Origin of the sequence: Aeromonas sp. Lyrl_2 (assembly GCF_051948815.1) — a bacterium.
Lineage (GTDB): Bacteria > Pseudomonadota > Gammaproteobacteria > Enterobacterales > Aeromonadaceae > Aeromonas > Aeromonas veronii.
On sequence record NZ_JAYJLJ010000012.1, the window covers coordinates 116024 to 141445 of the forward strand.

The 25422-nt window shown below is 59.6% G+C and carries 23 protein-coding genes and 1 pseudogene; 13 read left to right on the top strand and 11 right to left on the bottom strand.

The features are described 5' to 3' along the window. Position 1: 1 nt before the first annotated feature. Positions 2–1024 carry a GGDEF domain-containing protein gene (locus tag VF684_RS12540; protein ID WP_019445736.1) on the bottom strand — a complete coding sequence of 341 codons (1023 nt, stop codon included), beginning with the start codon at positions 1022–1024 and terminating at the stop codon, positions 2–4. 134 nt (positions 1025–1158) lie between these two features. Between VF684_RS12540 and rnr the strand changes: the two genes are divergently transcribed. The 5 genes from rnr (at position 1159) to VF684_RS12565 (ending at position 6674) form a co-directional block, all read left to right on the top strand. Beyond that, complete coding sequence (gene rnr, locus VF684_RS12545; protein WP_106844083.1) at positions 1159–3552, top strand: ribonuclease R; 2394 nt, start codon at positions 1159–1161, stop codon at positions 3550–3552. Next, positions 3549–4298 carry a 23S rRNA (guanosine(2251)-2'-O)-methyltransferase RlmB gene (gene rlmB, locus VF684_RS12550; RefSeq protein ID WP_139440951.1) on the top strand — a complete coding sequence of 250 codons (750 nt, stop codon included), beginning with the start codon at positions 3549–3551 and terminating at the stop codon, positions 4296–4298. Before rnr ends, rlmB begins: the two co-directional genes overlap by 4 nt. 2 nt (positions 4299–4300) lie before the next feature. Further along, positions 4301–4864 (top strand): Crp/Fnr family transcriptional regulator, encoded by a 564-nt coding sequence (locus tag VF684_RS12555; protein ID WP_440174287.1) that lies wholly within the window; start codon positions 4301–4303, stop codon positions 4862–4864. Between the two features lie 95 nt (positions 4865–4959). After that, entirely contained in the window at positions 4960–6129 is a 1170-nt protein-coding gene (locus VF684_RS12560; protein WP_139440953.1) for a lysozyme inhibitor LprI family protein, read from the top strand. Between the two features lie 89 nt (positions 6130–6218). Further along, positions 6219–6674, top strand: a complete 456-nt coding sequence (locus VF684_RS12565; RefSeq protein WP_139440954.1) for a GNAT family N-acetyltransferase — start codon at positions 6219–6221, stop codon at positions 6672–6674. A gap of 72 nt (positions 6675–6746) precedes the next feature. On the opposite strand, the gene srmB is transcribed toward VF684_RS12565, so the two are convergent. Then, positions 6747–7970 carry an ATP-dependent RNA helicase SrmB gene (gene srmB / locus VF684_RS12570; protein WP_005343175.1) on the bottom strand — a complete coding sequence of 408 codons (1224 nt, stop codon included), beginning with the start codon at positions 7968–7970 and terminating at the stop codon, positions 6747–6749. Between the two features lie 119 nt (positions 7971–8089). Here srmB and VF684_RS12575 point away from each other — a divergent pair, with 119 nt between their 5' ends. The 3 genes from VF684_RS12575 to brnQ (VF684_RS12585) all read left to right on the top strand — a co-directional run bounded on the left by VF684_RS12575 (position 8090) and on the right by brnQ (VF684_RS12585) (position 12023). Next, positions 8090–8800: a tRNA1(Val) (adenine(37)-N6)-methyltransferase gene (locus VF684_RS12575; RefSeq protein ID WP_139730651.1), complete on the top strand. Its 711-nt coding sequence runs from the start codon at positions 8090–8092 to the stop codon at positions 8798–8800. A 191-nt stretch (positions 8801–8991) separates the two neighbouring features. Further along, positions 8992–10296 (top strand): branched-chain amino acid transport system II carrier protein, encoded by a 1305-nt coding sequence (gene brnQ, locus VF684_RS12580; RefSeq protein WP_040067130.1) that lies wholly within the window; start codon positions 8992–8994, stop codon positions 10294–10296. A 449-nt stretch (positions 10297–10745) separates the two neighbouring features. After that, on the top strand, positions 10746–12023 hold the full coding sequence (gene brnQ / locus VF684_RS12585) for a branched-chain amino acid transport system II carrier protein (RefSeq protein ID WP_234921504.1): 1278 nt from the start codon (positions 10746–10748) through the stop codon (positions 12021–12023). Between the two features lie 73 nt (positions 12024–12096). On the opposite strand, the gene VF684_RS12590 is transcribed toward brnQ (VF684_RS12585), so the two are convergent. The 3 genes from VF684_RS12590 to zur are packed head-to-tail and all read right to left on the bottom strand — an operon-like array spanning position 12097 to position 13241. Further along, a complete protein-coding gene (locus VF684_RS12590; RefSeq protein ID WP_440174289.1) occupies positions 12097–12327 on the bottom strand; it encodes a hypothetical protein in 231 nt (76 codons plus the stop codon). 4 nt (positions 12328–12331) lie between these two features. Next, positions 12332–12793 (bottom strand): chemotaxis protein CheX, encoded by a 462-nt coding sequence (locus tag VF684_RS12595; protein WP_005335807.1) that lies wholly within the window; start codon positions 12791–12793, stop codon positions 12332–12334. Continuing rightward, positions 12783–13241, bottom strand: coding sequence for a zinc uptake transcriptional repressor Zur (gene zur, locus VF684_RS12600; protein ID WP_139730653.1), 459 nt, complete (start codon positions 13239–13241; stop codon positions 12783–12785). Before zur ends, VF684_RS12595 begins: the two co-directional genes overlap by 11 nt. A 137-nt stretch (positions 13242–13378) precedes the next feature. Between zur and dusA the strand changes: the two genes are divergently transcribed. Continuing rightward, a complete protein-coding gene (gene dusA / locus VF684_RS12605) occupies positions 13379–14365 on the top strand; it encodes a tRNA dihydrouridine(20/20a) synthase DusA (protein WP_043849695.1) in 987 nt (328 codons plus the stop codon). Between the two features lie 63 nt (positions 14366–14428). Here dusA and VF684_RS12610 read toward each other — a convergent pair whose 3' ends face one another. The 3 genes from VF684_RS12610 to VF684_RS12620 form a co-directional block, all read right to left on the bottom strand. Next, the gene (locus VF684_RS12610; protein WP_139730654.1) at positions 14429–15988 is read right to left on the bottom strand and encodes a methyl-accepting chemotaxis protein; all 1560 of its coding nucleotides are present in this window, start codon (positions 15986–15988) and stop codon (positions 14429–14431) included. Between the two features lie 137 nt (positions 15989–16125). Beyond that, positions 16126–16425 (bottom strand): hypothetical protein, encoded by a 300-nt coding sequence (locus VF684_RS12615; protein WP_005335795.1) that lies wholly within the window; start codon positions 16423–16425, stop codon positions 16126–16128. A 118-nt stretch (positions 16426–16543) separates the two neighbouring features. Further along, positions 16544–18148: a peptide ABC transporter substrate-binding protein gene (locus VF684_RS12620; RefSeq protein ID WP_440174291.1), complete on the bottom strand. Its 1605-nt coding sequence runs from the start codon at positions 18146–18148 to the stop codon at positions 16544–16546. 184 nt (positions 18149–18332) lie between these two features. On the opposite strand from VF684_RS12620, the gene VF684_RS12625 reads away from it, so the two are divergent. Beyond that, complete coding sequence (locus VF684_RS12625) at positions 18333–19040, top strand: ParB-like protein (RefSeq protein ID WP_139730656.1); 708 nt, start codon at positions 18333–18335, stop codon at positions 19038–19040. 94 nt (positions 19041–19134) lie between these two features. Here VF684_RS12625 and VF684_RS12630 read toward each other — a convergent pair whose 3' ends face one another. Together VF684_RS12630 and VF684_RS12635 are read right to left on the bottom strand one after the other, a co-directional pair. Next, positions 19135–19794 (bottom strand): CatB-related O-acetyltransferase, encoded by a 660-nt coding sequence (locus VF684_RS12630; RefSeq protein WP_139440960.1) that lies wholly within the window; start codon positions 19792–19794, stop codon positions 19135–19137. Positions 19795–20090: 296 nt separating this feature from the next. Beyond that, a pseudogene (locus VF684_RS12635) lies at positions 20091–21842 on the bottom strand (Tn3-like element TnAs1 family transposase); the annotation flags it as partial. A gap of 3 nt (positions 21843–21845) precedes the next feature. On the opposite strand from VF684_RS12635, the gene VF684_RS12640 reads away from it, so the two are divergent. Together VF684_RS12640 and VF684_RS12645 are read left to right on the top strand one after the other, a co-directional pair. Then, positions 21846–22238: a cysteine hydrolase family protein gene (locus VF684_RS12640; protein ID WP_001351729.1), complete on the top strand. Its 393-nt coding sequence runs from the start codon at positions 21846–21848 to the stop codon at positions 22236–22238. A gap of 137 nt (positions 22239–22375) precedes the next feature. Continuing rightward, positions 22376–23260: a DMT family transporter gene (locus VF684_RS12645; protein ID WP_000058717.1), complete on the top strand. Its 885-nt coding sequence runs from the start codon at positions 22376–22378 to the stop codon at positions 23258–23260. Positions 23261–23291: 31 nt separating this feature from the next. Here VF684_RS12645 and tet(A) read toward each other — a convergent pair whose 3' ends face one another. Then, positions 23292–24491: a tetracycline efflux MFS transporter Tet(A) gene (tet(A), locus tag VF684_RS12650; protein WP_000804064.1), complete on the bottom strand. Its 1200-nt coding sequence runs from the start codon at positions 24489–24491 to the stop codon at positions 23292–23294. 105 nt (positions 24492–24596) lie between these two features. Here tet(A) and tetR(A) point away from each other — a divergent pair, with 105 nt between their 5' ends. After that, positions 24597–25247, top strand: a complete 651-nt coding sequence (tetR(A), locus tag VF684_RS12655; RefSeq protein WP_000164043.1) for a tetracycline resistance transcriptional repressor TetR(A) — start codon at positions 24597–24599, stop codon at positions 25245–25247. Positions 25248–25422: the final 175 nt, after the last annotated feature.

The following is a 25422-nucleotide window of genomic DNA, read 5'->3' on the forward strand; positions in this document are numbered from 1 at the left end:
ATCAGGAAGGGAGCGGCATCACCCGGTTGCGCCCCAGCTCCTTGGCCTTGTAGAGCAGCTTGTCGGTACGTTCGACCAGACAGTCTGCACTCTCCTGACCGTTGAACTCACCCACGCCAAACGAGGCTGTGATGTGGTCAATGCGGCGGCCCGATTTGCGATCCAGAATCGACATCCGCTCGATGGCGCGGCGCATGCTCTCCGCCATCTGTCTGGCCAGCGCCAGCGAGCGATGGGGGACCAGCATGGCGAACTCCTCCCCACCCAGCCGATAGGCGGTGACCCCCTCCTTGCAGGCGTCGCGTAGCCGTTTGCTGAAGGCGCGCAGCACCTGATCGCCGAGCAGGTGACCGTACTCGTCGTTGAAGTTCTTGAAGCGATCGATATCAGCGAGGATCAGCGAGAAGGGGTGCTGGCTGCGGATCAATCCTTCCAGCTCCAGATCGAAGGCGCGGCGGTTGAGCAGATTGGTGAGGGCATCCTCGTTGGCCAGCTTGCGCGTCTCGTTGAGCGCGGCCCGCAGCTCCTTGATCTCTTTCTCCGCATTGCTGAGCTGGTTGCGAAAGTGCATGGTGGACATGCGCACATCCCGCGATTCGCGCACCAGCTCCCGCAGGATCCCCATGGTGTCTTCCAGGCTGAAGCCCTCATCATCAATGCGGCTGAGCTTGTCAAAACTCTTGTCGAGCATCTCCTGAAACATGCCGGTATCGGAGATGGCGTCCTGCATGGAGTGGCCGAGCTCATTGGCCATGGCGGCAAGGCTCAGTTTCATCGCCTCCATCTGCTTCTCGTCCTGAGCGGCCAGATACTGGTGATAGAGTCGCTCGCAGGTGGTGAGCGAGCAGGTTCCCTGCATTTTGACTGCCTGATCAATCGCCTGGTTGAGCTCGGGCATGCTGGCCGAGACATAGTTGTACCACAGGTGGTAATTGTCCGGCGTCGTGGGGATCTGGTACTTGATCATCAAGGGGACCGCCTGTTTGAGATAGGCGGCGGATTGGGCAAATGTGTCCTTACTCATGAGTTCTGTGTCTCATCATGCCAGCGAACTGAAGATAGTATGACAGAGAGATTGGCCAAAAGGCAGCCGATGGATGCCATTCGCCCCCCCCTCCGATATAATGGCACCGTTACCACCTACCCTAAGGCCTGCTTATGTCTCAAAAAGATCCTTTCCTCGAACGCGAGGCCGAAAAATACGATAACCCCATCGCCAGTCGCGAGTTGATCCTGGAACTCATCAAGGGCCATGAAAAGCCCATGTCCCGTGAAGAGTTGGCCAAGGTCCTCAAGCTGAAAGATGAAGAGCCGTTGGAAGCCTTGCGTCGTCGTCTGCGCGCCATGGAGCGTGATGGACAACTGGTATTCACTCGCAACCAATGTTATGCCCTGCCGGATCGCCTGAATCTGGTCAAAGGTTATGTAATCGGCCACAAGGATGGCTTCGGTTTTCTGCGTCCGGAAGGTGGTGGTCCGGATCTGTATCTGAACAACCGAGAGATGCAACGCCTGATGCATGGCGATTACGTGCTGGTGCAGCCGACCGAGATTGACCGCAAGGGTCGTCAGGAAGCGCGTCTGGTGCGCCTGCTCAAGTCCCGTGAGGCAGACATTGTCGGCCGTTACTTCGTCGAGAATGGCGTTGGTTTCGTGGTGCCGGATGACAGCCGTATCGGCCAGGACATCATCATCCCGGAAGGGGAAAACAAAGGGGCTCGCCAGAGCCAGGTCGTGGTTGTGCGCATCAATCAGCGCGCCACCTCCCGCATCAATGCCGTCGGCACTGTACTGGAAGTACTGGGCGAGAACATGGCGCCGGGCATGGAGATCGAAATTGCCTTGCGTACCCACGGTATCCCGCACACCTGGCCGGAAGAGGTGACCAAAGAGGTTGCCGGTCTCGGCGAACAGGTGCCGGAGAAGGCCAAAGAGGGCCGCATCGACCTGCGCGCCCTGCCGCTGGTCACCATCGACGGCGAAGATGCCCGCGACTTCGATGACGCCGTCTTCTGTGAAGCCAAGCGTGGTGGCGGCTGGCGCCTGTGGGTTGCCATTGCTGACGTCTCCGCCTATGTGAAGCCGGGCACGGCGCTGGATGCCGAAGCGTATCAGCGCGGCAACTCCGTCTACTTCCCCGAGTTCGTGGTGCCCATGCTGCCTGAGGTGCTCTCCAACGGCTTGTGTTCCCTGAACCCGCAAGTTGACCGCCTCTGCATGGTGTGCGAGATGACCATCTCCGCCGCTGGTCGTATGTCCGGCTACAAGTTCTACGAAGCGGTAATGAACTCTCACGCCCGTCTGACCTACACCAAGGTTGCCGCGATCCTCGATGGCGATCCCAAGCTGCGTCAGCAGTATGATCCGCTGGTGGGCCATATCGAGGAGCTCAACAACCTCTACAAGGCGCTCAAGCATGCCCGTCACCAGCGCGGTGCGGTGGAGTTCGAGAGCGAGGAGACCCGCTTCATCTTCAACGCCCAGCGCAAGATCGACCGCATCGTGCCGCTGGTGCGCAACGATGCCCACAAGATCATCGAAGAGTGCATGATCCAGGCGAACGTGGCTGCTGCTCGTTATATCGAGAAGAACGAAGCTGCTGCCCTGTTCCGGGTCCACGATCGTCCGGGCGAAGAGCGTCTGACCGGTTTCCGCGACTTCCTGGCCGAACTGGGTCTGGAGCTCAAAGGCGGTCTCGAGCCCGAGCCGAAAGACTTTGCCGAGCTGGCAGCCAAGTTTGAAGGGCGCCCGGATGCGGAGCTGCTCTCCACCATGCTGCTGCGCTCCATGCGTCAGGCCATCTATCAGGCTGACAACATCGGTCACTTCGGTCTGGCGTTGAAGTCCTACGCCCACTTCACCTCGCCAATCCGTCGCTATCCCGACCTGATCCTGCACCGGGCGATCAAGTATCAGACAGCCAAGGAGCAACAGGGCAACCTGCGCCACAAGTGGACCCCGAGCGGTGGTTATCACTACCAGCTGGAAGAAGTGGACCCGATGGGCGAACACTGCTCCATGACCGAGCGCCGTGCCGACGATGCGACCCGCGATGTGGCCGACTGGCTCAAGTGCGAGTACATGCTGGATCACGTGGGTGACGAGTTCGACGGCGTCATCGCCAGCGTCACCGGCTTTGGCTTCTTCGTCCGTCTGGCGGAGATCCACATCGATGGTCTGGTGCACGTCAGCACCCTTACCAACGACTACTACCAGTTTGATCCCCTGCACATGCAGCTGATCGGCGAGAACTTCCGCCGTCGCTACCGTCTGGGTGACAAGGTGCGGGTTAAGGTGATGGGCGTGAACCTGGATGATCGCAAGATCGACTTCGTGATGGTGGAAGAGCCGCTCAAGGCCACCGGCAAGAACGCCAAAGAGATGGCGCGCAAGCAGGCCGAGATCAAGAAAGAGAAGGCCAAGAGTGCCCAGCGCCACGAAAAACGTAAAGAGGGCAAGGATCACGGCAAATCCGACAAGGGTGGCCGCGCCAAACCCAGCAACAGACGACCGAGCAAAAAGGCTCGCGATAAGGCCAAGAGCACTAAATGAGTACTGAACTGATCTACGGCATTCACGCTGTCACCGCGCTGCTGGAGCGCACTCCCGAGCGCTTCATCGAAGTGTGGGCCCTCAAGGGGCGGGATGACGACCGGCTGCAACCCCTGTTGGCCGAGCTGGAATCCCTCGGCCTCAAGGTGCAGAGCGTGAACCGCAAGACCCTTGATGACAAAGCGGAAGGCAACAATCACCAGGGCATCATGGCCCGGGTGAAAGATGCGCCGAAGCTGGCCGAGCACGATCTGGCCAGCCTGCTGGACGAGTTGGCGGCACATGAGAGCCAGCCCTTCCTGCTGGTGCTGGATGGCGTTACTGACCCGCACAACCTCGGCGCCTGCCTGCGCAGCGCCGATGCCGCCGGGGCTCATGCCGTGATAGTACCGCGCGACAAGGCCACGGGTCTCACCCCGATCGTACGCAAGGTTGCCTGTGGCGCGGCCGAAGTGGTGCCGCTCATTCAGGTCACCAACCTGGCCCGCACCCTGCGCGAATTGCAGGAGCGCGGCGTCTGGATTGTCGGCACCGCTGGCGAGGCCGATCACGACCTCTATCAGGCCAAACTGACCGGCCCGATGGCGCTGGTGATGGGTGCCGAAGGTAAAGGTATGCGTCGCCTGACCCGCGAACATTGCGACGAGCTGGTGAGCATCCCGATGGCAGGGGCGGTATCCAGCCTCAACGTCTCGGTGGCGACCGGCGTCTGCCTGTTTGAAGCCGTGCGTCAGCGTCGCGGTTAATCATGCTGACTGACAGACCCCCCTTCGATTGGGCGCAGGTCGCAGATAAAGAGGAGGCCGCGCGCCTCCTCTCTTTTGCCCGCCCGCTGACCCTCAGCCCGAAAAGCTGCCTCTGGCACGCCGGTGACAGCCCGGATCTGCTGGTCAGGGTGGAGCAGGGGCTGCTGCGGGCCAAGCTGGTGCTGGAGGATGGCCGCGAGTACATCAAGGAGTTCTACTGGGAGGGGGACGAGTTTCTCGACTTTCACCACCTGCTCAGTGGCGAGCCGGCCCGCTACAGCGTGGAGGCGCTGGAGCCCTGCCATCTGCAGCTGTTCAGTCTGGCTGACCTGCGCCAGCTGCCCGGATGGCCGCGCTGGTACCTGCACCTGCTGGAGGTGCAGCTGCGCATCAAGGAGAAGAAGGAACAGTTACTGCTGACCGGCAGCCCGCAGGCGCGCTATCAGCACTTTCTCGACAGCTTTCCCGCACTCGATGCCAGAGTGCCAGACCACCAGATTGCCGCCTATCTCGGTATCACGCCCATCAGTCTGAGCCGCATTCGCAAAAGGTTGCGTTTTGTTTAATAAAGGCTGAGGTTCATAGTCTTACGTTAGCGTTGTTCTCATTTGAGTTCAAAATTACCATGTGTAGTATTTTCAACGGAATGCGGAATTTACCCATGAGATGGTCATTAACCGTGGGTCAGTTAGTTTTAACGCTTTTTGGCAGTATTTCGGCGGCTTACTCTGCTTCATTTGACTGCTCAGTTGCTGGCACAGTAATAGAGCGAGAAATTTGTCATAACCATGGACTTGGTGTTCTGGATGAACAACTTGCTGAATCATATCGGTATCTGATCAAAAGAGCCCCGTTAGCTAAACGGAGTGTGCTGCGCACTGAGCAGCGACAGTGGTTGAAACAGCGTAATAGCTGTAGTGAACAGTCATCAATGCTGGTGCATTGTCTGAAAAATAGTATGACTGAACGGCTCAAAGCGCTTGATGAACGTCTGTCACTTCAAGAGCAAGAGTTTGCCAAGGTTGTGAGTTCAATTCCTGGCAACCCTGCTGTCGCCGCGACCAAATTAAAGGACTACAGCACAGCAGAAGCATCAGCCTGGTTGGTCTATCTCAATCAGTTTGAACCAACTAGCAAGGTGAGTGATGAACTGGCTCAAGCCCGCTATGAACAAGCGTTGGCTAATTTCAGCGACAAATCTGTCGCTCTTATGGCATCAGACAATGGTTACGATGCGGCTACCACAAAGGCTAAGGCTGCGCTCATTCTGCTACGTTTAGCCCTCGAAGATGCCTCCAGAAATGAATCACAGATGCACTGTTTTATTTTTAAGCGGGTCGGTTGGCCTGCGTATGAGGCATTTGGCGGGTTCTGGGGTTCCAGTCGTGACAGTCAAGTGCCCTATTGCACAGTGCCGAAGAATTTGTTCAATCAACCCGCATGGAAACGGCTGTGGCAGACACTGGAGGTCCAGATGGGGCGAGTGTCCCCGAATTTTGGCACGATCGTGCATGGATACTATGCCAGTTGGACGATCAATGAGTTGCACGTCAATATTGCTCCGCAGGATTTTATGGAAATAGAGCAGAAGTTCATGTCAACCCAACCAGTCGAGCCGCGCCTCAGCAACTGGGATGAGAAATCTTGGCCGGCCATAGAACGTGACGCTGTGATTAAGGCTCTTCCTACTGTTCGCCAGATCACCAAGATGTGGTTGCAGGATGAGAAGGGAATGCTGGCATCGGCTGCCACAATTGCTGCGAACAATATTGTTGCAATTTGGATGAACCAGAGACTTGATCTCATCGAAGAGTTTTCTGGGGCTGAATAACTCGTTACAGGCACTGAACTTAACAAAGGTTAATGCAGGGCGCTGGCGCCACGATTATGCTGGCAGGCCGAACTGATAAGGAGTTGCCGATGAACTGGATCCTGAAACCCTGGTCTGAACTGACCACTGACGAGTTGTATGAGTTGCTGGCGCTGCGGGCCGAGGTGTTCGTGGTGGAGCAGACCTGCCCCTTTCAGGATCTGGACGGGCTCGATCGCCGCGAGGGGGTCTGGCACCTGCTCGGCTATCAGGGCGACCAGCTTGCTGCTTACGCGCGGATTATGGCGCCCGGCTTCGGCGATGAGAGCGGCGCCGCCATCGGTCGGGTGGTGACCTCACCCAAGGCGCGCGGCGGTGGTCTTGGTCATAAGCTGATCAGCGAGGCGGTCAAGGCGTGCGAGGCGCGCTGGCCTGCCCACAGCATCTGGCTTGGTGCTCAGGCTCATCTGCAGGGCTTCTACGGCCAACACGGTTTTGTGGCGGAAGGGGAAGGCTATCTCGAAGATGATATCCCCCATATGGGAATGCGCAGAGTGGTGGCATAACCACTCGTCAGAGTGATTCAGAATGCAGAAGGGCCATCCCGCGGGATGGCCCTTCTCTTTATCGCCAGGCGATCACTTCTTCTTTTTCTTCTTGGCGGACTTCTTCTTGTCGACCGGCTTTTTCTTCTTCACCGGTACCCGCGCTTCCTTGTGTTTCGGGCGCAGCTCGTCGATCACCCGGCGCTTGAGGCGCTCCTCGGTGTAGCGTTCGATTTTGGCGACCATCGCCATGTCGTGGGCTTCTACCAGACTAATGGCACAGCCACGGTTGCCGGCGCGGCCGGTACGGCCAATCCGGTGGACGTAGACATCGGCGCCGTAGGGCATGTCGTAGTTGATGACATGGCTGACGTTCGGCAGGTCGATGCCGCGTGCGGCGACGTCGGTGGCGATCAGGAAGGGCACTTCCCCTTCGTGGAACTTGCGGATCGACTCGATACGCTTGCTCTGCTCCATCTCGCCACGGATCCAGGCGCAGGAGATACCTGCAGCCTGCAGCTGGCCGGAGAGCTCCGCCAGACGCTCGCGAGTCTTGACGAAGATGATGGCTTTCTGGGTTTCCGGATCTTTCAGGATATGGGTCAGCAGCGCCAGCTTGTGGGCGGCGTCATCAGCCAGATGGATCCACTGGGTGATGGGGCGACGTTCGCTGCGGGGCGGCTCGGCGTGCAGCTCCACCGGATCCTTGAGGATCTCGTTGGCGAACTTCTCAAGGCCGGCTCCTTCCAGGGTGGCGGAGAAGAGCATGGTGTGCTTGCGGTAGCGTGCTTCGGCCACGATGCGGTTCACATCCTTGATAAAGCCCATGTCCAGCATGCGGTCCGCTTCATCCAGCACCAGCACTTCGATGTCGTGGCTCTCGAACTCCTCTTTCTCGATGTACTCGAGCAGACGGCCCGGGGTGGCCACGACGATGTCGGTGGTCTTGGTCAGGGCAGGCAGCTGCTCTTCATGGCTGACGCCGCCGATGATGGTTTCGATGCTGAGGTTGGTATGGGCCGCCAGCGCCTTGGCGTGGGCGGTCACCTGCAGCGCCAGCTCGCGGGTCGGGGTCAGGATCAGCATGCGACAGGGGCCCGGCTTGCGGCGCGGGAAGTCCAGCAGATGCTGGAGTGCCGGCAGCAGGAAAGAGGCGGTCTTGCCGGTACCGGTCGGGGCGGATGCCAGAATATCGCGGCCGTCCAGGGCTGGCTCCAGCACCATCTGCTGGATGGTGGTGGGGCGGGTGAATCCCATCTCGGCCAAGGCCCGGTTGAGGGCTGGGTGCAGGTCGAAATCATCAAAGGACTGGCTCATGGCAATACTCGGTCATTAAGGAAACGGCAGATTATAGGCGATTATCTCGTCGGCTCCTATTGGTGAGTGTGTCTTAGCCGCTATAATCGCCCACCATTTTTGCAGATGACGGGGGCCAGATGGGACGTAGTCGCGGATTTACCTTCAAACAGTTCCATATCAATCACGATCGCTGCGCCATGAAGGTGGGCACCGATGGCATTTTGCTCGGTGCCTGGGCGCCGGTCGAACAGGCGCGTCGAGTGCTCGATATCGGCACCGGCAGCGGCCTGATCGCTCTGATGCTGGCCCAGCGCAGCAGATCTGACTGCCGTCTTGATGCGGTTGAGCTGGATATTAATGCGGCCAGTCAGGCGCGAGAGAATGCGGCTGCCTCTCCCTGGGCCGATCGGGTGACCGTCATAGATAGTGCCATTCAGGATTATCAGGCCGCCCCTTACGAACTTGTCGTCTCCAACCCTCCCTATTTCGTGGCAGGCCAGTCATTTAGCGATCCGGCGCGGGCGTTGGCCCGCCATACCGGTGCCCTCGACAGCCACACATTACTGGCGGCCTGCGATCGTTTGCTGAGCCCGAACGGGCAGGTGGCGCTGGTGCTGCCGACGGCGATGGCCGATGAAATTTTATGCATTTCGGCGAATTATGATCTGCATGGCATTTGTTATACAGCTGTTATCACCAGAGAGGGTAAAGAGGCAAATCGTGTTTTATTGCTACTTGGCAGAGGATTAAACAGGTGTGAGAGGGGTGAAATTGTGATCCATTCTGCTGATGGGGCCTATTCCGACAGATATATCCAACTGACCAACCCCTTCTATTTGAAGATGTAAATTTCGTCTTGAACTATTTTTTCACGCCATTATGCTGGTTCCAGATCGAGCGCCCGCTCCAGACCAGCTAAAACCACTGGTTGCGATGAAAAAACATGCGGGGCTCTTTTTTTATACCCCCTGAACACACCCGGTCAGCGACCGATAAAAACTATAACAAGCAATAATTTACAAGACAGACGAGGTTGAACTTGACGAAATCACTCACATTGTCCGATGTACTCGGATTAGGGTTTATGACCTTCGCCTTCTACTTGGGCGCCGGTAACATCATTTTCCCGCCGTTGGCCGGTTACATGGCTGGTGAGCACCTCTCCCTGGCGATGTTTGGCTTCCTGGTCACTGCCGTGGGTCTGCCTCTGGTAACCATTCTGGCCGTGGCGAAAGCCGGTAACGGTTGGGCTGGCATGACCAAGCTGCTGCCTGCCGGTGTCGCGACTGCGCTGGCCGTTGCCATCTATATCATCATAGGCCCGGCCTTTGCCGCGCCCCGTACCGGTCTGGTTGCCTATGAAATGGGCCTCAAGCCGTTCATCGGTGACATGGGTCAGGTTGGTCTGGCTGCCTATACCGTGATCTTCTTTGGTGTGGCCATTCTGGTCTCCATGAACCAGGGCAAGCTGATGGACGCCATCGGCAAATACCTGACTCCGGTACTGATGCTGCTGCTGCTGACTCTGGCTATCGGGGTATTTGTCGCGCCGCAAGGCTCCATGCCTGATGCGTCCGGTGACTATCAGAACAGCCCCTTCGTCAAAGGTATCCTGGAAGGCTACAACACCATGGACACCCTGGCGTCCCTGATGTTTGGCGCCCTGATCGTCGATCTACTGCGCCAGAAAGGCATCAACGATTACAAGAGCCAGTTCAAGTATCTGGCCATTGCCGGCCTTATCTCTGCCGTTGGTCTGAGCGTGGTGTACGTCTCCCTGTTCCAGCTGGGTAACACGGCCGCCGGTGTGGCGACCGATGTCAGCAACGGTGGCGCTATCGTCAACGCCTACGTACTGAGCCTGTTTGGTCAGCCGGGTCAGTTCATTCTGGCGGCCATAATCACTCTGGCGTGCTTTACCACTGCAGTCGGTCTGATCTCCGCCTGTTCCGATTTCTTCCACAATCTGACCGGCATGGCTTACAAGAAGCTGGTGGTGTTGCTGGGCGTTATCTGTGCCGTGGTGGCCAACGTGGGCCTGAGCCAGCTGATCAGCCTCTCCATTCCGGTGCTGGTTGCCATCTATCCGGTTGCCGTGGCGCTGGTACTGGTCACCTTCCTGAAGGGTTACTTCGGCCGTCCCCGTCTGGTGTTCCGTGGCGTGTTGATGGTTGCCTTCCTGTTCGGTTGCCTGGATGGTCTGGGTGCTGCCGGTATGAAGATGGATGCGTTTGCCTTCCTGCCGTTGTTCGACAAGGGCCTCGCCTGGCTGATGCCGACCCTGCTGGCCTGCGTAGTTGGCGTGATGGTGCGTCCGACCGAGATGGCTGCCGAAGCTGCCTGATCACGCCCGATGTGATATTGCCAAGAGCCTGCCCCGTGCAGGCTCTTTTGTTTTCTGTGAGCCTCGCATTTCTCCTCGCTTTGCTGCCGTAATTGTCACCGTGCTCAGATAGCATCTGAGCAGCCGTATCTTGCCGCTATAACCCGTTCCCCCCTTCTTGCCTCCCATACGCCACGTGTGACACCTGTTTATGGAGCACCGAGTTGTTCGGCGATTAATTCCGCAGCGGTAAATTGTTTCAAGATATTAATTGGTGATTGAGATCGAACTCCTCTTCTTTATGCTAAAGGTGGTGCGCCTCATCCGGTCCGCGGGCCGTGTGGGGGCGAGAGGTATTGTTACCGGTTATCTGCCAGGCAGTGGGTGCAATCAATAACAAGCTGATAAGGCAGATGAGGTTGAGTTTGACGAAATCATTGAAGTTGTCCGACGTATTCGGATTGGGGTTTATGACGTTTGCCTTCTATCTGGGGGCTGGCAATATCATTTTTCCGCCGCTGGCCGGTTTTATGGCTGGTGAGCATCTGCTGGCCGCTATGTGCGGCTTTTTGCTAACGGCAGTGGGCTTGCCGCTGATCACCCTGATTGCGGTGGCCAAGGGGAGTTCGGGGGGCGGCGCGAGTGGCTGGACCGGAATGACCCGCTATCTGCCCGCCGGAGCGGCGACAGCGCTGGCCATCGCCATCTATATCATCATGGGGCCCGCCTTTGCCATTCCCCGCACCGGTCTGGTCGCCTACGAGATGGGGCTCAAGCCCTGGCTTGGCGATGCCGGTCATGCGGGGCTGCGGATCTATACCCTGAGTTTCTTTACGCTGGTGATCCTGGTGGCGCTCGATCGCGGCAAGCTCCTTGATGCGGTCGGCAAGTATCTGACCCCAGCCCTGATGGCGATGCTGCTCATTCTGGCGGTCGGGGTCTTTATGACGCCGCAGGGCACCATGCCTGATGCCAGCGGTGAGTACATAGATGCAGCCCTGACCAAAGGGATGCTGGAAGGGTACAACACCATGGATACCCTGGCCTCCCTGATGTTTGGCGCCCTGATCATCGGGTTGCTGCGCCAGAAGGGGATCGAGGATTATCGCAGCCAGTTCAAATATCTGACCATTGCGGGCTTGATCTCGGCGGTCGGGTTGTCGGCGGTGTATGTCTCACTCTTTCAGCTGGGCAACAGCGCCGGTGGGGTGGCAAGCGATATCAGTAATGGCGGCGCCATCGTCAATGCCTACGTCCTGAGCCTGTTTGGCCAACCGGGACAGTTTATTCTGGCTGCCATCATCACCCTGGCCTGTTTTACCAGTGCGGTCGGCCTGCTCTGTGCCGGTGCCGACTACTTCCATGGCCTGACAGGTTGGGCCTATCGCAACTGGGTCATGCTGCTGGGGGCGCTCTGTGCACTGGTGGCCAATGTGGGGCTGAGCGAGCTGATCGGCCTCTCGATTCCGGTGCTGGTGGCCATCTATCCGGTTGCCATCGCGCTGGTGCTGGTGACCTTCCTCAAGGGATGGTTTGCCCAGCCACGGCTGGCGTTTCGCGGCGTGCTGACGGTCGCCTTTTTGTTTGGTTGCCTCGATGGGTTGGGGGCTGCCGGGATGGCGATGGACGGCTTTGCCTTCCTGCCGCTGTTCGACAAGGGGCTTGCCTGGCTGCTGCCGACTCTGCTGGCCTGCATCGTCGGCATCCTGGTGCGACCAAGCGGGAAGTTGGCTGCCGAAGCGGCTTGATTCAGAAACAACGAAATAGCAAAGAGGCCAGCAGCTGCTGGCCTCTTCTGTTTCTGCCGGATCCGTTACCGGATCAGATTTGCGGGCCTGCCGGCTTGGGTTTGCCATCCAGACCATACCAGTGGGTTTCTACCCGTCCGGCATGCCACTCGAAGGTGCCCCAAGGCTGCTTGGCTTCCCCGCGCGGGAAGTTGATGAGCACCCGGTTATCTTCGTACTTGTAGAGGGAGGTGCTGATCTGAATGTCCGACAGTATCAACAGCAGGGCCCAGCAGATGAAAATCCATTTCAATGCTTTCCACATAGGGTTACTCGAAGCAAATTTCGATAGTGGCGCGACCGAAATCCGATTCGAACGGCATCATGATCTTGGTGCCATCGGCACGGTGGGTAATGGTGTGGTTGGGGCCGGAGACGATGATGGGGGTCGCCATGTCAAACTCGTAGCCCTTCTCGCCCAGCATCCGCTTTGCACCGCCGGTCACCATGTTGGTGATTTCACCGACCATGTCGGTCACCTCTTCGTTGATGTTGGCGGGAGCTTCCCCCAGCATGCGGCGCATGATCTCCAGCGCCAGCCCCTTCTCGAAGCTGATGGAGAGGGAACCACGGGTCTGCGGGCCGACCATGCCGATCAGGCCGGAGACGTCGCCGCGCGCCAGCTCATCCATCTTGCGTTTCGGTTTGCCCGGTTTGAGTTCCAGCTGTGCCATGGTCGAGAGCACATTGAGCAGGGATAGCAGGAACGGATTTACAAAATCAGCCTTCATGATGACTTCCTACAGTGGGCGTACAACGGGCACATTGGCCATGTGCCTCTATCGTCTTATTGGTAATAGTAAAACCATGCAAGTGGGCCTGCTCGGAAAACGCGCTATCGATCGCCGTATCGTGAAGCTCGACCACATCCCCGCACTCGTCGCAGATCAACAACTGCATCGGGTGAGCGTGATCGAAGTGGCAGCAGAAGATAAACGCGTTGAGAGATTCCACCTTGTGAGCAAAGCCCTGTTCGAGCAAAAAATCGAGTGCCCGATAGACGGTTGGCGGCTTGGCATTGGCTTCGGTTTGTTGCAACTGGGCCAACAAATCATAGGCGCTGATGGCGTTGCCGTGTGCCGCCAGCAGGCGAAATACCTGACGTCGGGTCGGGGTGAAGCGGATCCCTCGCTGTATACAGAGTCGCTCGGCTCGTTGTAAAAGTTGGTCTTGTTTCATGATCGCGCAGATACCCTTTCTATTAGCCGGATACTATCACAGGGCCTCGCATGGCGCGGCGACAAAATTCATTTTCTGGGGCTGCTTCACGTTGTGATAAAATCCGCCCCTTTCTTTAGCCAACCCGGATGATTTTTATGCAGGCGCAGCGTTTTTCCATCGCCCCCATGCTGGACTGGACTGATCGGCATTGCCGTTACTTTCATCGACTGATGAGTCGCCAGACCTTGCTCTATACCGAAATGGTGACCACCGGCGCCATCATCCACGGCAAGGGGGATTATCTGGGTTACAGCGAGCAGGAGCATCCCATTTCCCTGCAGCTGGGTGGCAGCAATCCGGCCGATCTGGCGCGCTGTGCCAAGTTGGCCGAGGAGCGCGGCTATGACGAGGTGAACATCAACGTCGGCTGCCCCTCCGATCGGGTGCAAAACGGCCGCTTTGGTGCCTGCCTGATGGGTGAACCGGCGCTGGTGGCAGACTGCGTCAAGGCGATGCGCGATGTGGTCGATATTCCGGTGACGGTGAAGACCCGTATCGGTATCGACGATCAGGACTCCTACGAATTTCTGCAGGCCTTTATCGAACAGGTGCGCGATGCCGGTTGCGACACCTTTATCGTCCATGCCCGCAAGGCGTGGCTGAGTGGCCTGAGTCCCAAGGAGAACCGCGAGATCCCGCCCCTCGATTATCCCCGCGTCTATCGGGTCAAGCAGGATTACCCGGATCTCACCATCGCCCTCAACGGTGGTGTTACTTCCATGGAGCAGACTCTCGAGCACCTGCAACACGTCGATGGCGTCATGATGGGGCGCGAAGCCTATCAGAACCCCTACATTTTGGCGCAGGTGGATAATCTGGTGTTCGGCCAGAATAACGCCGTGCCGAGCCGCCACGAGGTGGTGCGGATGATGCTGCCCTATATCGAGCAGGAGCTGGCCAAGGGCAACTACCTCTCCCACATGACCCGCCACATGCTGGGGCTGTTCCAGAACATGCAGGGGGCCCGCGCCTGGCGCCGTCACCTGAGCGAGAATGCCTGCAAACCGGGAGCGGATATTCAGGTGGTGCTGGATGCCATGGCCAAGGTGCCGGAGTTTGCCGCCAGCGAGCAGGGCGAATAACTCTCCTGTCAGGCAAAGCGAAAAAAGCGCGTCAGTTGACGCGCTTTTTTGATCGCTGTCGCTTCAATATCTGAACTGGTTGATCAGCCGCGAGAGATCTTGCAGCCGCTCAACCAGCAGGGTGATGCCATCTAGCGCCTGCCTGCTGTTGTCGGCGGTGTGGCTGGCCAGCTGGTGGATCTGGTGTACCCCTTCATCGAGGGTCGCGGTCACGTCGGCCTGCTGACTCACCGCCTGGGCGATCTCGTCGCTGGTGCGGGTTACCTGCCCCAGCATCCGGTTGATCTGGGTGAGTACGTCGGCGGTGGTGCCCGCGTGCTGCTGGCAGCGCCCCGAGGTCTGCGCCCCTTGTGTCATCCCGTCCGACAGCTGTCGTGTAGTCTGTTGCAGCGCCTGGATCATCTCGTGGATCTCGCTGGTCGAGGCACGGGTCTTCTGGGCCAGCGCCCTCACTTCATCCGCCACCACGGCAAAGCCGCGCCCCTGTTCGCCCGCCCGAGCGGCCTCGATGGCTGCATTGAGAGCGAGCAGGTTGGTCTGGTCGGCGATTTGACTGATCACCTCCAGAATACCGCTGATCTTCTGGCTGTCGCTGGTGAGCTGGGCCAACACGGCATGGTTGGCATCCAGCTCCTGATGGAGTTGGTTGACGGCAGAACGGGTGGTCGCCAATGCTTGCAGCCCCTCGTCGGAGACCTGCTGTACCTCTATAACCAGATTGCTCGCCTCATGGGCACTGTGGGCCACATCCCGAATGGAGTGGCTCAGCTCGGTGATGGCGGTCGCCAGCTGCTCGCTGTGGGCGCGCTGCTGCTGCAGGTGGGTATCGATGGTCTGGATATTGCCCCGGTCATCTTCGGCTGCCTGCAGGATCTGCTGGTTGGTGTCGGCGCTGCGCCCGACCACGGCCTTGAGCTCGGCCTGCTTCATCCGCAGGGCCAGTTCGACGGCCGCCAGGGTATCGCGCCGTCGGGTGTAGAGCACCTGACAGAGGCGGGTTCCCTTGTCTTGATCGGCAAGGGTGAGCAGATGAGCCAGCCGCTGCTGCAATCGCCAGCCGTGGATTGCCTGTGCCAACAGCAACAAGGCGGTGGGCAGCAGCCATAACAGGTTGCCGGTGGCAAAGTTAGCAAGGGTGGTGAGCAAGGCAGAAGCGGAGAGCCAGAGGGTCAGCTGACCCGGTTCAATGTGACACCGGCTCAGCCAGGGAAGCGCTTTGCCGCTGCGCAGCAGGCCATAGAGCTGCTCGGCCCAGGCCACATCGCTGGCGGCGGGTTTGGTGCGCACCGACTGGAACTCGACGATCTCCTTCTGCGCATTGAGGATCGGGGTGACGTAAGCGTTTACCCAATAGAACTGACCGCTTTTGGCGCGGTTCTTGACCAGCCCCATCCAGCTTTTGCCCTGTCGCAGCCGCTGCCACATGTCGGCGAAGGCCGCTTTGGGCATGTCGGGGTGTCGCACCAGATTGTGGGGCACGCCTTCCATTTCGGTCGTACCATATCCGGCCACATCACAGAAGTGCTGGTTGGCATAGGTAATATGGCTGGCGGGATCCGTGGTCGAGATGAGTGCGATGTTGTCGGGGAAGTGTATCTCCCCCTCCTGATGGAGTTTGGTCATGTGTCGTTCCTGAAAAAGCCAACTAACTGATAACTATGTTTTTTATTGTCGTTCTCAGTTAATCATTCTAAGGCTCTTCAGTGACCCGAACTTGGCTTGGGTCAATTAATCAACACAATGAATTGATGAAGTGAGGGTCAGCTGGCCGGGGTGAAATCGTGAACTTCGCCGCTTCTCGGTTTAAAGCGCGGATCGCTATCTTTGTAGCTGCGCACCAGCTCCATCGTCTTGCAAAAGCTGGTCTGCTTGTCGTACTCCTGACGAGCCAACTCGATAGCCCGTTCGGCCCGGCGCCGCTCCATCTTGTCAGACTTGCGATCGCTGAACTGTTGCTGCTGGTGCAGCATCCAGCCGACAAACTCTTGCTGGCATTGGGATTCGCTGTTGGCCTGTGCAGGCAGGGTCCACAACAACGAGAGCAGTATCAAATAACGCATGTCTGACTGGGCATTGAAGATTAATTGAACAGAAGGGGCGGCATTTTAGGCTGGAAATCGTGGTGTGAACAGTATCAATAGCGAGGCCCAGCGGGGCCTCGCATAGTTGTGGCCGGTCTCAGTGTTTGACGAGGTAGAGTTGGCGGCTGTAGGCCACATCTTCCGGGTTGTTGATGGGGTAGCCCTTGAGCCATGGCTTGATGAGTCGGGCATTGGTGTACTGGTAGATGGGGGCGATGGGGGCTTGATCCAGCAGGATCGCCTCCGCCTCGCCAAACAGCTTGCTGCGGCTGGCGGCATCCTGGGTGCTGGCCGCCTCTGCCAGCAGCTGGTCATAACGGGCATTGGCAAAGCCAGCCATATTGCCGCTGTGACGAGAGCCCCACAGGCCAAGGAACGCTGAAGGGTCGTTGTAATCGGCGACCCAGGAGGAGCGGATCACCTCGAACTGACCGCTCTGGCGGCTGTCGAGATAGGTTTTCCACTCCTGATTGGTCAGCTCGACCTCGGCGCCCAGCTTCTGCTTCCACATGCTGGCAATCGCCAGTGCCATCTTCTTGTGAATTTCCGCGGTGTTGTAGAGCAGGGTCAGCTTGAGCGGCTTGTCCGGGCCGTAACCGGCCTCCTTGAGCAGGGCCTTGGCCTTGCTGTCCAGCGCTGGCTGGCTGCTGGTGGAGAGCAGGTTGGCGGTTGGGGTGAAGCTGGCGGTCACATCCGGAGTGAAGTGATAAGCCGGTTTCTCGCCGGTATCGAGCACCTTGTCGGCGATCAGGGCGCGATCGATGGTGTAGGAGAGCGCCTTGCGCACCCGCACATCGTTCAGTGGTGCCTGACGGGTATTGAAGGCGTAGTAGTAGGTGCCGAGCTGCTCCGGGGTATAGACCTCATTCGGGATCTGCTGCTTCAGCTTGTCGTACTGCTCCTTGGGGAAGGATTCGGTGATATGCAGATCGCCAGCCAGGTAGCGGTTGGTCGCCGCGCTCTCCTGATTGATCGGCATGAAGATCACCTTGGTCAATACGGTATGGGCCCGATCCCAGTAATAAGGGTTGGGGGTCAGCTCCAGCTTCTCGTTGACCACCCGATTGTTCAGCACAAAGGCACCGTTGCCCACCAGTTTGCCGGGCTGGGTCCACTGGTTGCCGTACTGCTCGATGCTGGCTTGATGGAGCGGCGACAGGCTGGGGTGGCTTAGCAGGTTCAGGAAGTAGGGCACCGGTTGGGAGAGGGTCACCTGCAGGGTGTGGTCATCGAGGGCCTTGACCCCCAGCTCGCTGGCAGGCAATTTGCCAGCCACGATCTCGTCCACCTTGTCGAAACGGGCCAGTTGGGCAAACCAGGCGAAGGTGGCCGCCTCTTTCGGGTCGACCAGCTTGCGCCAGCCGTAGACGAAGTCGCCGGCCTTGACCGGATCGCCGTTGGACCAGCGCGCATCCGGGCGCAGATGGAAGGTAAAGAACTGGTTGCCCTTGTTCTCCCAGCTAGCCGCCACCCCGGCAACCGGTTTGCCATCCGGCCCCTGGGTCAGCAGCCCCTCGAACAGATCCCGCAGTACCTGCAACTCCGGCAGGCCGACCAGCTTGAGCGGGCTCAGGCTCGCAGGTTCATCCTTGAGGTGGCGAACGACAATCTGCTCGGCGGCGAGTTGTGTTCCGGCGGGAATATCGGCAGCCTGGACAGCAGCACAGCCCAGCAGGGCCAGCAAGGGGCTCCATCCTTTCATGGGTCGGATCCTTCAAATAGTGTGAAGCGGGGAGAAAACTCGGCGAGAAAATATCGCCGACAGATGGGAAATCATGATATCCCGTTTGCTGGTCTGACCGCCAGCATTCGACTCTCACTCCCAATCGGGGTAGAAGAGCGTTCCCGGCGTCTGTGCAGTTCAATGTGGTGAGGAGTGTCAAACGATGAAAGCATGGTTATTGCTGGCCTGTGTGTTGAGCCAGAGTGCCTGGGCGTTGGCCCCGTGCCAGAGCGACACGGCGGTGGGCAACTGGTGCGAGATCGGCATCGATGCCTTGCACCCGACCCAGGGGGGCGTCGGCCAGATCCAGGTCGATGAAACCCAGGCCACATTGGCGGGCATGAGCGCAAAGCAGCTCGACAAGTTGATGAAAAAGAAAGAGATTCCTGTAGTGATTGCGCCGGATGGCAATTACTGGCTGGTGGACAGGCACCATCTCACCAAGGCGTTGTGGCAGCAGGGCGTCAAGGATGCCCGTGTCAAGGTGATTGGCCGTCTGCAGGACAAGGCCAACTTCTGGAGCCAGATGCAGAACAACCATTGGGCCTGGCTCAAGGATGAGAAGGGGCAGCCGCTGACCCCGGAGCAGTTGCCGACCAGCATCGACAAGCTGCCTGATTATCCCTATCGCACCTTGGCCGGGCTGCTGCAGAATGCGGGCTACTTTCGCAAGGACAAACAGGTCTATTTCGTCGAGTTTGCCTGGGCCAGCTGGCTCGGCAAGCAGATGCAATGGATGCCGGTGGACAGCGCCAATCTGGCGGCCAGGCTGCAACAGGCCAAACGGCTCGCCTGCGGCAGCGATGCCAAGGATCTACCCGGTTATCCCGGCAAGCAGTGCAGCCTCAACCAGTCCAAAAGCGCGCAGTGAGTGGATGTGCGATGACGGCATCCAGAGTATGTCGGAGATAACAGAGGGCGACCCAAGGGTCGCCCTCCTGCTGTCAGCTACTGGTTAGCGGTGGTCACTCATGGCGCTCCGCCCAGTGGGCAGCCGCCTGTTCAAGCAGGGCGACGTCACCTTGCTGGATCAGCGGTAGCAGATCGTTGACCTGTTGATCCGGCCAATCCCACCAGGCGAGGGCCTGTAGCCGGGCAATCTCCTCCTCGCCAAAGCGCATCCGCACCACCCTGGCCGGGGTACCCGCCACCATGGCATAGGGCGGCACATCCTGATTGACCAGCGAACGGGCGGCGATGATGGCGCCGTCTCCGATGGTGACGCCGGGCATGATCATCGCCTCCATGCCGATCCAGACATCGTTGCCGATGCGGGTATCGCCTGCGGGGCGGAAGCTGCGCTGGAGCGCAGTCAGATCGGCGAACGGATAGGTGCTGATGAAGGACGTGTTGTGGGTGTGGTTGCCGCCCATGATGATCTTTACCCCGGCGGCAATCTGCACATAATCGCCGATATGGAGCCGGTCGATATGCCAGAGCGGCTCCCAGCCGGTTTCCGGGCTGCGGCTGAAGGGATCGCCATGGAGGTAGCGTACCGCCACCTCTTCGAATGGGCCATCCCAGGCACCCGAGTAGTAGCTGTGCTGTCCCTTGAGGCAGATATTGGGGTTGGTCACCGTCAGGTGCAGGTATTCGACCTGCGACCAGTGTTGGCAGGGGGTCATGTTTGTACTCCTTTGCTGAATGGATCGGATGGGTTGCGTTCGCGTGAGCGCAGCTAATAGATCCAGACCAGCATGCGGGGCACGCAGAGCAGGGAGCAGCCCAGCATCTGCGGGAGGCGTGGTCGCATTGTGGTGTGCTCCAAAGAAGAGGGAAGGGCGCGATCATAAGGTCGGGCGCCGGGCTTGCCAAGGTTGCGCAGAGATCCTGCACTAACCCTCTGGTTGATATTTATTCTCAATTAGCCATGATAACACTCCCACCAGGGGAGCCCGCAGAATTCGGAAAAAATCGTACGCTAAGGTTTTCCGGGCATCCGTAAGGGCCGAAACTTCCCGTCTTCCAGTCTGCGGCTCTGCCGCCAGACGTAATCGCCGGTTAGGTTGATGTGCTCCCAGCCCAGCGGCGACAGGAATTGCAGCAGCTCGCCGTCCACCGGCTTGCCGGCCTCGACCAACCCCTGGGTGGCGCGTTCCAGGTACACCGTGTTCCACAGCACGATAGCCGCCGTCACCAGGTTGAGGCCGCTGGCCCGGTAGCGCTGCTGCTCGAAGCTCCGATCCCTGATTTCCCCAAGGCGGTTGAAGAACACCGCCCTGGCCAGCGAGTTGCGCGCCTCACCTTTGTTCAGGCCGGCATGCACGCGGCGGCGCAGTTCAACACTTTGCAGCCAGTCCAGGATGAACAGCGTGCGCTCGATCCGGCCCAGCTCGCGCAGGGCCACGGCCAGTCCGTTCTGGCGCGGGTAGCTGCCGAGCTTGCGCAGCATCAGCGAGGCGGTGACGGTGCCCTGCTTGATCGAGCTGGCCAGGCGCAGGATGTCGTCCCAGTGGGCACGCACGTGCTTGATGTTCAGGGTGCCGCCGATCAGCGGGCGCAACGTCGGGTAGGCTTGCACGCCCTGCGGCACGTACAGCTTGGTTTCGCCGAGGTCGCGGATGCGCGGCGCGAAGCGGAAGCCTAGCAGGTGCATCAGGGCAAAGACGTGATCGGTGAAGCCGGCCGTGTCGGTGTAGTGCTCCTCGATCCGCAGGTCGGACTCGTGGTACAGCAGGCCGTCGAGCACATAGGTGGAATCGCGGACGCCGACATTCACCACGCGGGTGCTGAACGGCGCGTACTGGTCGGAGATATGGGTATAGAACAGCCGTCCCGGCTCGCTACCGTACTTCGGGTTGACGTGCCCGGTGCTCTCGCCCCGGCCACCCGCGCGGAAGCGCTGGCCATCGGAGGATGAGGTCGTGCCGTCGCCCCAGTGGGCGGCAAAGGCGTGGCGATACTGGTGGTTGACCAGCTCGGCCAAGGCCGCCGAATAGGTTTCGTCGCGGATGTGCCAGGCTTGCAGCCAGGACAGCTTGGCGTAGGTCAGGCCGGGGCTCGACTCGGCCATCTTGGTCAGCCCGAGGTTGATCGCATCACCGAGGATTGCGGACAGCAGCAACGTCCTGTCTTTGGCCTCGGCCCCGTCCTTCAAGTGGGTGAAGTGGCGGCTGAAGCCCGTCCAGTCGTCCACGTCCATCAGCAGTTCGGTGATCTTGATGCGCGGCAGTAACTGGCTGGTTTGGTCGATCAGCGCCTGCGCCCGATCCGGCACCGCCGCATCCAGCGGGGTGATTTTCAGCCCTGACTCGGTGAGGATGGCATCGGGCAGCTCGTTGTCCTTGGCCAGGCGGGTGACGGTGGCCAACTGCTCGTCCAGCAGCTGCAAACGCTCTTCCAGGTACTGGTCGCTGTTCGGGTTGATCGCCAGGGGCAGGGCCTGCTCGCGCTTGAGTGCGGCGAACTTCTCGGCCGGCAGCAGGTAGTCGTCGAAGTCGCGGAACTGCCGCGAGCCCTTGACCCAGATGTCGCCGGAGCGCAGGGCGTTCTTCAGCTCGGACAGGGCGCAGATTTCGTAGAATTTCCGGTCGAGGCCTTCCGGGGTGATCACCAGCGGCTTCCAGCGCGGCTTGATGAAGGCCGTGGGTGCATCGGCCGGCACCTTGCGCAGGTTGTCGGCGTTCATCTCACGCAGGGTCTGCACGGCTGCCAGCACGCCTTGCGCGGCCGGCCCGTGCTGTTCCCCAACTTTTCGCTCGGCGAAGAGTATGAACATGCGCCGCCGGCGACGAATCGCCAAATCTCACCGTATCTCCCGAGCGGACGATTTCGCACCGGTCTGCCCGTCGAAGGGCTTGCGATCGAACGGGGCGACCTTTTCTATGCATGTCCGCGAGCCAGCGTCTTTTATGGCACGGCGCTCGACGCCGACCTTCGGACGCGCGGCGTAAGCACGCTTGTCATGGCCGGGATAAGCACCACCGGCGTTGTTCTTTCAAGCGTCGCCTGGGCTAGTGATGCGGACTACGACGTGCGTTTGGTCCAGGACTGCTGCTACGACCCGGATCGGGATGCCCACGAAGCTCTGTTGCGTTCCGGGTTCGGCGGACGTGTACAGGTCGTGTAATTTTCGGGCCTCGCATGATCGCGGCCATAGCCGCAGGTGGATTGGTGCGAGGCAGGGCCAGTCCAAGTCAGGGTGCGGTCATCGCGGCGCCTGCAACTCTCAAAAACCCATCGCCGTAGCGGAGGTCTTGTAATCGCATGTCATTACGCACGCCCGATTTATTGTTCACAGCGATAGCACCTGCCATTTGGGGCAGCACCTACATTGTCACCACCCAATACCTGCCGAACTTCTCACCGATGACGGTCGCGATGCTGCGGGCGTTGCCGGCGGGTTTATTGCTCGTGATGATCGTCCGACAGATTCCAACGGGAATCTGGTGGATGCGCATCTTCATCCTCGGCGCACTTAATATTTCGCTATTCTGGAGCTTGTTGTTTATTTCGGTCTACCGCCTGCCGGGCGGGGTCGCGGCGACGGTAGGCGCTGTGCAGCCGCTGATGGTCGTGTTCATCTCTGCCGCTCTGCTAGGTAGCCCGATACGATTGATGGCGGTCCTGGGGGCTATTTGCGGAACTGCGGGCGTGGCGCTGTTGGTGTTGACACCAAACGCAGCGCTAGATCCTGTCGGCGTCGCAGCGGGCCTGGCGGGGGCGGTTTCCATGGCGTTCGGAACCGTGCTGACCCGCAAGTGGCAACCTCCCGTGCCTCTGCTCACCTTTACCGCCTGGCAACTGGCGGCCGGAGGACTTCTGCTCGTTCCAGTAGCTTTAGTGTTTGATCCGCCAATCCCGATGCCTACAGGAACCAATGTTCTCGGCCTGGCGTGGCTCGGCCTGATCGGAGCGGGTTTAACCTACTTCCTTTGGTTCCGGGGGATCTCGCGACTCGAACCTACAGTTGTTTCCTTACTGGGCTTTCTCAGCCCGGGGACCGCCGTGTTGCTAGGATGGTTGTTCTTGGATCAGACGCTGAGTGCGCTTCAAATCATCGGCGTCCTGCTCGTGATCGGGAGTATCTGGCTGGGCCAACGTTCCAACCGCACTCCTAGGGCGCGTATAGCTTGCCGGAAGTCGCCTTGACCCGCATGGCATAGGCCTATCGTTTCCACGATCAGCGATCGGCTCGTTGCCCTGCGCCGCTCCAAAGCCCGCGACGCAGCGCCGGCAGGCAGAGCAAGTAGAGGGCAGCGCCTGCAATCCATGCCCACCCGTTCCACGTTGTTATAGAAGCCGCATAGATCGCCGTGAAGAGGAGGGGTCCGACGATCGAGGTCAGGCTGGTGAGCGCCGCCAGTGAGCCTTGCAGCTGCCCCTGACGTTCCTCATCCACCTGCCTGGACAACATTGCTTGCAGCGCCGGCATTCCGATGCCACCCGAAGCAAGCAGGACCATGATCGGGAACGCCATCCATCCCCGTGTCGCGAAGGCAAGCAGGATGTAGCCTGTGCCGTCGGCAATCATTCCGAGCATGAGTGCCCGCCTTTCGCCGAGCCGGGCGGCTACAGGGCCGGTGATCATTGCCTGGGCGAGTGAATGCAGAATGCCAAATGCGGCAAGCGAAATGCCGATCGTGGTCGCGTCCCAGTGAAAGCGATCCTCGCCGAAAATGACCCAAAGCGCGGCCGGCACCTGTCCGACAAGTTGCATGATGAAGAAGACCGCCATCAGGGCGGCGACGACGGTCATGCCCCGGGCCCACCGGAACGAAGCGAGCGGGTTGAGAGCCTCCCGGCGTAACGGCCGGCGTTCGCCTTTGTGCGACTCCGGCAAAAGGAAACAGCCCGTCAGGAAATTGAGGCCGTTCAAGGCTGCCGCGGCGAAGAACGGAGCGTGGGGGGAGAAACCGCCCATCAGCCCACCGAGCACAGGTCCCGCGACCATCCCGAACCCGAAACAGGCGCTCATGAAGCCGAAGTGCCGCGCGCGCTCATCGCCATCAGTGATATCGGCAATATAAGCGCCGGCTACCGCCCCAGTCGCCCCGGTGATGCCGGCCACGATCCGCCCGATATAGAGAACCCAAAGGAAAGGCGCCGTCGCCATGATGGCGTAGTCGACAGCAGCGCCGGCCAGCGAGACGAGCAAGACCGGCCGCCGCCCGAAACGATCCGACAGCGCGCCCAGCACAGGTGCGCAGGCAAATTGCATCAACGCATACAGCGCCAGCAGAATGCCATAGTGGGCGGTGACGTCGTTCGAGTGAACCAGATCGCGCAGGAGGCCCGGCAGCACCGGCATAATCAGGCCGATGCCGACAGCGTCGAGCGCGACAGTGCTCAGAATTACGATCAGGGGTCTGTTGGGTTTCACGTCTGGCCTCCGGACCAGCCTCCGCTGGTCCGATTGAACGCGCGGATTCTTTATCACTGATAAGTTGGTGGACATATTATGTTTATCAGTGATAAAGTGTCAAGCATGACAAAGTTGCAGCCGAATACAGTGATCCGTGCCGCCCTGGACCTGTTGAACGAGGTCGGCGTAGACGGTCTGACGACACGCAAACTGGCGGAACGGTTGGGGGTTCAGCAGCCGGCGCTTTACTGGCACTTCAGGAACAAGCGGGCGCTGCTCGACGCACTGGCCGAAGCCATGCTGGCGGAGAATCATACGCATTCGGTGCCGAGAGCCGACGACGACTGGCGCTCATTTCTGATCGGGAATGCCCGCAGCTTCAGGCAGGCGCTGCTCGCCTACCGCGATGGCGCGCGCATCCATGCCGGCACGCGACCGGGCGCACCGCAGATGGAAACGGCCGACGCGCAGCTTCGCTTCCTCTGCGAGGCGGGTTTTTCGGCCGGGGACGCCGTCAATGCGCTGATGACAATCAGCTACTTCACTGTTGGGGCCGTGCTTGAGGAGCAGGCCGGCGACAGCGATGCCGGCGAGCGCGGCGGCACCGTTGAACAGGCTCCGCTCTCGCCGCTGTTGCGGGCCGCGATAGACGCCTTCGACGAAGCCGGTCCGGACGCAGCGTTCGAGCAGGGACTCGCGGTGATTGTCGATGGATTGGCGAAAAGGAGGCTCGTTGTCAGGAACGTTGAAGGACCGAGAAAGGGTGACGATTGATCAGGACCGCTGCCGGAGCGCAACCCACTCACTACAGCAGAGCCATGTAGACAACATCCCCTCCCCCTTTCCACCGCGTCAGACGCCCGTAGCAGCCCGCTACGGGCTTTTTCATGCCCTGCCCTAGCGTCCAAGCCTCACGGCCGCGCTCGGCCTCTCTGGCGGCCTTCTGGCG